Here is a 1,527-nt window from a genome sequence, read left to right as displayed (position 1 = left end):
TCAGCTTGTAGACAAAGTCCAAAAAAGGTCTCCTGTCTACAAGCTTTTTTTTATATAATGAAAACAGAAGATTAATTTTGTGTGGGAATACGATGTTATCTAAACACTTAGAAGAAGGTAGAAATCAAATAGAGATGGTGGCGTTGGATCAGTTGGTCCCTAAAGATCATTTAGTAAGGAAAATCGAACAGGCTATTAATTTTGAATTTATTTATGATTTAGTTCAAGATAAATACTGTTTAGATAAGGGGAGACCGAGTGTTGACCCTGTCGTTTTAATTAAAATGGTGTTTATCCAATATCTATTTGGGATTCGTTCTATGCGTCAAACCATTAAAGAGATTGAAACAAACGTAGCTTATCGTTGGTTTATTGGATATGGGTTTACGGAAAAAATCCCACACTTCTCTACCTTCGGTAAAAACTATGTTCGTCGTTTTCAAGATACAGATCTTTTTGAACAGATTTTTTATCGCATCTTAAAGGAAGCGATGAGGAAAGGATTAGTGGATCCATCTGTTGCTTTTATCGATTCAACGCATGTAAAAGCGAATGCGAATAAAAAGAAGTTTGAGAAAAAAGTAGCTCGAGTAGAAACGAGAAGTTATCAAGGTCAATTAGATGAAGAAATCAATATGGATCGTGAAGAACACGGAAAAAAGCCCTTCCCCCCACAGAATAAGGAAGAAGTAAAAGAAATCAAAGTCAGCACAACGGATCCGGAGAGTGGGTATTATGTAAAGGATGAACGGGAGAAGATGTTTGCTTATTCTTTTCATACGGCCAGCGATTCCCGAGGATTTATTTTAGGCTCCCTTGTCACAGGTGGTCATGTTCATGATAGTCGTATGTTGGACTCACTCGTTACTTCCGTTACAAAGAACGTAGAAAAGCCGAAGGCTGTGGCGGTAGATGCTGGATATAAAACCCCTTATATTGCGAAGTTTTTAATGGATCAAAACATTCGACCCGTTATGCCCTACACGAGACCTAGAAGAAAGGAAGGCTATCTCAAAAAGGAGGAATATGTGTATGATGAACATTTTAATCACTACCTTTGTCCCGAAGGGCAAATCCTCTCTTATCGTACCACCACTCGAGATGGCTATCGACAATATGCTTCCCATCCTCAATTTTGTAAAACCTGCCCTTTACTAGAATCTTGCACACAAAGTCAAAATTATACAAAAGTGATCCACCGACACATGTGGCAAGATTACATAGAGGAAACGGAGCACTTGAGACATACCAATCTGAATAGAAGGCTGTACGCAAAACGTAAGGAAACGATTGAAAGAGTGTTTGCGGACGCGAAAGAAAAGCATGGCATGCGTTGGACAACCCTAAGAGGGCTTAAAAAAGTTTCAATGCAGGCGATGCTTACCTTGGCTGCCATGAATCTTAAAAAATTAGCCAACTGGACATGGCAAGGGCCATGTCCAGCCTAATCAACAAAGATTGTTCACCCACTATACAAACAAACCCCATCCTAACTAAAGGTTAGGATGGGGTTTGTCTACGGTCTGA

General features: G+C 39.3%; 1 protein-coding gene. It reads left to right on the top strand.

What is annotated here, in order from left to right:
* Positions 1-92: 92 nt before the first annotated feature.
* Entirely contained in the window at positions 93-1,448 is a 1,356-nt protein-coding gene (locus MOC86_RS27285; RefSeq protein ID WP_268587015.1) for an IS1182 family transposase, read from the top strand.
* Positions 1,449-1,527: the final 79 nt, after the last annotated feature.

The organism is Priestia endophytica, assembly GCF_026790145.1.
GTDB classification, from domain to species: Bacteria; Bacillota; Bacilli; order Bacillales; family Bacillaceae_H; genus Bacillus_I; species Bacillus_I endophytica_A.
The sequence above is the reverse complement of the archived record's forward strand: the minus strand, read 5'-3'. Positions and strand labels throughout refer to the sequence as shown.